Origin of the sequence: Streptomyces sp. E2N166 (assembly GCF_003671715.1) — a bacterium.
Lineage (GTDB): Bacteria > Actinomycetota > Actinomycetes > Streptomycetales > Streptomycetaceae > Streptomyces > Streptomyces thinghirensis.
Genome location: NZ_RAIF01000031.1, coordinates 129807 through 135942, shown reverse-complemented (window position 1 = coordinate 135942; position 6136 = coordinate 129807). Strand labels below are relative to the sequence as shown.

Below are 6136 nucleotides of genomic sequence, written 5' to 3'. Positions count from 1 at the left end.
ACCTGCGCCGAAGCGGCAGCACCCCGTCCCCGCCACGCCCTCACCAGCACCGCCACCGGCAGCGCCACCACCCCGACCCACGCCAGCGTCGCGCCCCCGGCCTGCCACCACACCGGCCCGAACCGGGCGAGGGCACCGTCCCCGAGCGGCCCACCCGCCAACGCCGCCAGCAGGGCGACGAGGAGGCCGCAGAGCACGGCGGCCAGTACGGCGGCGGCGACGGTCCGCCGCCACGACCACACCCCGGCGGCCTCATGAGCGCCCGGGTCCGCCCCGGTCGCCGCCCGCGCCGTGAACCACCCCACCACCGCCCCCGCCACCAGCGGCACCGCCCCGGCCGTCCAGTGCAGCGGCGTGCCCGGACCCGCGTCCGGCACCGCCGCCAGCAGCGGGAACGGCGGCAGCAGCGGTGCCGGGGCGGAAGCGAAGGGGTCCACGACATGACCGGTACCGAGCGCGAACCCGGGACCGAGGGCGTACGCCGCCGCCCACACCGCCGCGTTCGGCACCAGTGTCAGACAGAGCAGCAGCACGGCGAACCGCCCCGACCACCCCTCGGTCAGCTGCAGGAACGCCTCCCGCGCGGCGGCTCCGTGCCACACCAGCGACACCGCGAGCAGCAGCGCCCCGCCGCCGACGAGCACCGCCGCACCGGCGCCCGCGGCGCGCGTCGCGGCGCCCAGGCGCGCGTCCGGTTCCACCATCAGCTCCCGCAGGTTCCGGGGCAGTACGCGCAGCGCCCGTCCCACCGGCCCGCCCGGACGGCCGAACGCCGTCCACACGCCCGCGCCCGCCGCGCCCATGGTGACCAGGGGCAGGCACACCACCGCCCACCCCCAGGAGGGCCTGAGCGCACCCCCCGCCGCGTACAGCACGACGGGCGTGGCGACGGCGAGGTAGCCGAGGACGACGCCCGCCCAGGCGTTGCGCGCGGAGACGGGCGGCGGACCGGCGTCCGGGAGGATCCCGCCCCCGCCCAGCCGCACACCGACCCCCGCCTTCGCACCCGCCACGGCCACACCCACGCCGTCCCCCGGGTCCGTGGCGTCCCGGGCCGCCCGGTGCAGCAGCCACACCGGGAGCAGCAGGAGCAGCAACGGGGTGACGCCGACGGGCGCGGGGGCGCCGGAGAGCGTGTCGGCACGGACCAGTTCGGCCCCGTGCGCCAGCACCCACAGGGCGGCGGCGACGTGCAGTGTGCCGCCGGGCCCGCTGTCGGGGTACGGCGAGCTGATCCACAGCAGCGTCACGAGCGCGGCACACGAAGCCAGCCCCAGTCCCGCCGCGACCGCGCCGCCCAGGAGGCCGGCGGCCAGCCCGGGCGACCGGTCGCGCCAGCGGGTGCGCAGCAGGGACAACGGGGCTCGGCGAGCGGTCGTCTGGATCACGCCCGCCATGCTCCCAACGACACGCGCTTTACCGGCGTAACAGGCGAAGCTCCGCTGTGTCGCTCAATATATGTTTATGTACTTTTTCGTACGAAGGGGCGCCTTGTGACGCGGAGCCCTGCAACCCCGCTGCCTCCCCCCAAGGCACGCCGACGCCTGCGTGAAGCCGCCGCTCTGACGCAGGCTCAGCTCGCGGCGCGGGTCGGCGTCAGCCGCGAGACGGTCCGTGCGTGGGAGAGCGGCCGCACGACCCCGCGCGGCCGGAAACGGGAGGCGTACGCGAAGCTGCTGAACACCCTGGCCGAGGAGGCTACGGCGCGGCGGGCGAAGCCGTGGCCCACCGCGTCACCGGAACCGGAACCGGTTCCGGAACCGGCCCCGGTATCCGTCGTCGTGGCCGTCGGCGCCGGTTCGGCGGATGCCTCCGAGCAGGCCGCCGACAGCCTCGTACTCCCGGCGAAGCCACTGGACGAGCGGCGGTCGGACCGGGGCTCGGGCCCGAAACCGGAACCGGAGCCGGAACGGGAACCGGCATCGGTGGCTGACCGGGAGTCAGGGCCGGATCCACGGCCCGAGCCGGCGCCCGAGCCGGGCGCTTTGACGCCCGCTCAGGCATTCGACGCGCTGTACGAGTTCAGCGCCCCCGCCCTCGTACGGCAGACCTTCCTGCTGACCGGCCGCCGTGAACTGGCGCGCGAGTCGGTGGAACGGGCCTTCCAGGTCGCCTGGGAGCACTGGCCCGAGGTGGCCCGCGACCGCGACCCGGTGGGCTGGGTGCGGGCGGCGGCGTACGAGTACGCGCTCTCGCCCTGGCACCGGTTCCGCCTGCGCCACCGGCATCCGGAGCCGCCGCCCGCCGACCCCGGCGACCGCACCCTGCTGAACACCCTGCTCAGGCTCCCCCCGCCGCACCGCCGCACGCTCCTGCTGTACGACGGTGTGGGTCTGGGCCTGCCCGAGACGGCCGCGGAGACGGAGGCGAGCACCCCGGCGACGGCGAACCGGCTGCTGCACGCCCGCGAGGCCGTCGCCGGCCGGCTGCCCGAGCTGGCCGATCCGCAGGTGCTGCACCGGCGGCTGGCAGAGCTGGCGTCGAGCGAGCGGCTGCGGGCGGCCAGGCCACCGACGGTGCGGATGGGCAGCGAACGCCGGGCACGGTTCCTGACCCGGGCCGCGATCGCCTTCACCGTCGCCCTCATCGGCACCACGGCCCTGACCCTGCGCACCGCGCCCACGCACTACGAGCCGCCCGTGTCCCCGGGGGAGACGGTGCGTGGGGTACCGCCCAAGGTGGCGCCGGGGGCGCTGTCGGACGAGGAGCTGGAGCTGCGGCAGAAGCTGCGGGACCAGTTGCAGGACGGACCGGAGCGGCTGACTCCCCGGCTGGAGTGACGTGCCGTACGCCGAGTGGCCCGCCCCCGTGATCAGGGGCGGGCCACTCGGCGTACGGAATCGGCAGGGAAGCCGGTGGGGTTTCGTCAGCCGGCCAGGATGGCCCGGGCGAGCTTCGCCGTCTCGGTCGGCGTCTTGCCGACCTTGACGCCGGCGGCCTCCAGGGCCTCCTTCTTCGCCTGGGCGGTGCCGGACGAACCGGACACGATGGCGCCGGCGTGGCCCATGGTCTTGCCCTCGGGCGCGGTGAAGCCCGCGACGTAGCCGACGACCGGCTTGGTCACGTTCTTCGAGATGTACTCCGCCGCACGCTCCTCGGCGTCGCCACCGATCTCGCCGATCATGACGATCAGGTCGGTCTCGGGGTCGGCCTCGAACGCGGCGAGCGCGTCGATGTGCGTGGTGCCGATGATCGGGTCGCCACCGATGCCGACGGCGGTCGAGAAGCCGATGTCACGCAGCTCGTACATCATCTGGTACGTCAGCGTGCCGGACTTCGAGACCAGGCCGATGCGGCCCGGCTTGGTGATGTCGCCCGGGATGATGCCGACGTTGGACTGGCCCGGGGTGATGATGCCGGGGCAGTTCGGGCCGATGATCCGGGTCTTGTTGCCCTTCTTGCCGGCGTACGACCAGAAGGCGGCCGAGTCGTGCACGGCGATGCCCTCGGTGATCACGACGGCCAGCGGGATCTCGGCGTCGATGGCCTCGACGACGGCGTCCTTGGTGAACTTCTCCGGCACGAAGATGACGGAGACGTTGGCGCCGGTCTTCTCGATGGCCTCCTTGACGGTGCCGAAGACCGGTACCTCGTTGCCGTCGAAGTCCACGGACTGACCCGCCTTGCGCGGGTTGACGCCGCCCACGACGTTGGTGCCGTCACCCAGCATGAGCTTGGTGTGCTTCATGCCGGTGGCACCGGTCATGCCCTGGACGATGACCTTGCTGTCCTTGTTGAGCCAGATAGCCATGGTGTGTTGGTGTCCTCGTCCTGAGTGCTTACTTGGCGGCGTGGGCCAGCTCGGCGGCCTTGTCGGCCGCGCCGTCCATGGTGTCGACGCGCTGGACCAGCGGGTGGTTGGCGTCGGTGAGGATCTTGCGGCCCAGCTCGGCGTTGTTGCCGTCGAGGCGGACGACGAGCGGCTTCTCGACCTTCTCGCCGCGGTCCTCCAGGAGCTTCAGCGCCTGGACGATGCCGTTGGCGACCTCGTCGCAGGCGGTGATGCCGCCGAAGACGTTGACGAACACGGAGCGGACGTCCGGGTCGCCGAGGATGATCTCCAGGCCGTTCGCCATGACCTGGGCGGAGGCGCCGCCGCCGATGTCCAGGAAGTTGGCGGGCTTGACGTTGCCGTGCTTCTCACCGGCGTAGGCGACGACGTCCAGGGTGCTCATGACGAGACCCGCGCCGTTGCCGATGATGCCGACCTCGCCGTCGAGCTTGACGTAGTTGAGGTTCTTCTCCTTGGCGGCGGCCTCGAGCGGGTTGGCCGCGGCCTTGTCGTGGAGCTCCTCGAAGTCGGGGTGACGGAACTCGGCGTTGTCGTCCAGCGACACCTTGCCGTCGAGGGCGATGACGTCGCCGGAGACGACCTTGGCCAGCGGGTTGACCTCGACCAGGAGGGCGTCCTCCTTGATGAAGGTGTCCCACAGCTTGACCAGGATGTCGGCGACCTTGTCGGCGACCTCGGCCGGGAACTTCGCGGCCTCCACGATCTCGCGCGCCTTCTCGGGCGTCACGCCGTCGATCGCGTCGATCGGGGTCTTGGCGACGGCCTCCGGACGGGTGGCCGCCACCTCCTCGATCTCCACGCCGCCCTCGACGGAGGCGATGGAGAGGAAGGTGCGGTTGGCACGGTCGAGGAGGAAGGAGACGTAGTACTCCTCGACGATCTCGGGGGCGGTCTCGGCGATCATCACCTTGTGGACCGTGTGGCCCTTGATGTCCATCCCGAGGATGTCCGTCGCCCGGGCGACGGCCTCGTCCGCGGAGGCGGCCAGCTTCACGCCACCGGCCTTGCCACGACCACCGACCTTCACCTGCGCCTTGACGACGGACTTGCCGCCCAGACGCTCGGTGATCTCGCGCGCCGCCTCAGGCGTGTCGATGACTTCACCGGCCAGCACCGGTACATCGTGCTTGGCGAAGAGGTCCCTCGCCTGGTACTCGAACAGGTCCACGCGCTTCCGTCCCTATCAGTGATCTCGCGGTTCGTTGGATGCGTGGGCGTGCCGCGAAGGGCAACGTGACGTCCGCTGTGAGTCACAAGGGGGGCGCACACGGTGTCCGAGCGCGCGGCATGTCCGTCTCGCAGGTTATCGCCGCTTGCGGAGGGTCTCTAAATCGTGGGTCACACCTGAGCGGTGATGCCTGTCACATGATGCCGCGCTCACTGGCACGGGGTGCCGGGTGTGAGGGCTCGGCAGGGCACGGGACAGAGGCTCCGCGAACCGGCGGAGGGGCCTCACCGGGCTGGGGTGAACCCGGTGAGGCCCGCGGAACGCCCCGGGGTCCGCAGCACTGCGGGCCCGGGGTGCGGGGCGGCCGTTCCCCACCCCAATGGGGACCGGCCGCCCCGATCCGCGGGGCTACGGCCGGACGGAGGCCGACGGCTTTCGGCCGGACCGTCCGGGGCCGTGTGCTCCGCGAAGCCCGTGGTTCACCTGATGTCCAGGTGGGCGGATGTCAGACGCCGTACGGGTTGCCGAGCGCGCCGTAGGCGCTGTCCCGGAGGTCCGCCGCGTAGGCGGGGGTCACCGACCGGGTGACGTCCCCCACGCCGGTGACGGCGTTACCGGCCAGCGGTGTGTGCCGGACGGTTCCGGTCAGCTCCTGCGCGAAGGGCGCGGTCTGCCCGGTGACGCCGTGCGCGAAGGGGGCCACCTCGCCGGTGACGCCGTACGTCAGCGTCGTGGCGCTGCCGCCGACGCCCTCGACGACCGGCCGGACCGTCTCGGCCAAGGCGTCCACAACCGGCCGCACGGCACCGGTGACGCCCTCGGCGAACGGCCCCACCTGCCCGGTCACACCCTGCGCCAGCGGCGGTACGGCTCCGGCGACGCCGCCCGCGAAGGGCCGCACGTCGCCCACGACGCCGTCCGCCAGTCCGCCGGCGTCCCGGACGGCCTGCCCGGCCACGGGCACCGCACCGTCCACGGCGGTGTTCGCGACGGGCGGCAGTACGGCGTCCGCGGTGTCGCCGGTGGCCTGGCCGACCAGTCCGGTGGCGTACGGCCGCACGTCCGCGACGATGCCCTCGGCGACCGGCACGGCACCGGCCACGGCCTGGTCTGCGACCGGCGGCGCGACGGCGTCGGCCGTCTCCTGGGCGGCGGTCTGGGGGTGGGGCTGGGGG

Annotated in this window: 5 protein-coding genes; 1 reads left to right on the top strand and 4 read right to left on the bottom strand. The window is 73.1% G+C overall.

Annotated features, from left to right (window positions below; all coding sequences use genetic code 11):
• A partial coding sequence (locus EBH09_RS22580) for a DUF6350 family protein (protein ID WP_121748771.1) occupies positions 1–1397 on the bottom strand: 1397 nt, incomplete at its 3' end.
• A gap of 96 nt (positions 1398–1493) precedes the next feature.
• Between EBH09_RS22580 and EBH09_RS22575 the strand changes: the two genes are divergently transcribed.
• Complete coding sequence (locus tag EBH09_RS22575; RefSeq protein ID WP_121748770.1) at positions 1494–2780, top strand: helix-turn-helix domain-containing protein; 1287 nt, start codon at positions 1494–1496, stop codon at positions 2778–2780.
• An 86-nt stretch (positions 2781–2866) separates the two neighbouring features.
• Here the strand turns inward: EBH09_RS22575 and sucD are convergent, their stop codons facing one another.
• The 3 genes from sucD to EBH09_RS39170 all read right to left on the bottom strand — a co-directional run.
• On the bottom strand, positions 2867–3751 hold the full coding sequence (gene sucD, locus EBH09_RS22570; protein ID WP_121748769.1) for a succinate--CoA ligase subunit alpha: 885 nt from the start codon (positions 3749–3751) through the stop codon (positions 2867–2869).
• A gap of 28 nt (positions 3752–3779) precedes the next feature.
• Positions 3780–4961 carry an ADP-forming succinate--CoA ligase subunit beta gene (gene sucC / locus EBH09_RS22565; protein ID WP_121748768.1) on the bottom strand — a complete coding sequence of 394 codons (1182 nt, stop codon included), beginning with the start codon at positions 4959–4961 and terminating at the stop codon, positions 3780–3782.
• 505 nt (positions 4962–5466) lie between these two features.
• On the bottom strand, positions 5467–6136 hold a 670-nt coding region (locus tag EBH09_RS39170), incomplete at its 5' end, for a hypothetical protein (RefSeq protein WP_238697412.1).

What these genes read in the sequence shown, in the direction of transcription:
- sucD (WP_121748769.1), bottom strand. Translation starts at nt 3,751, where the DNA reads ATGGCTATCTGGCTCAACAAGGACAGCAAGGTCATCGTCCAGGGCATG.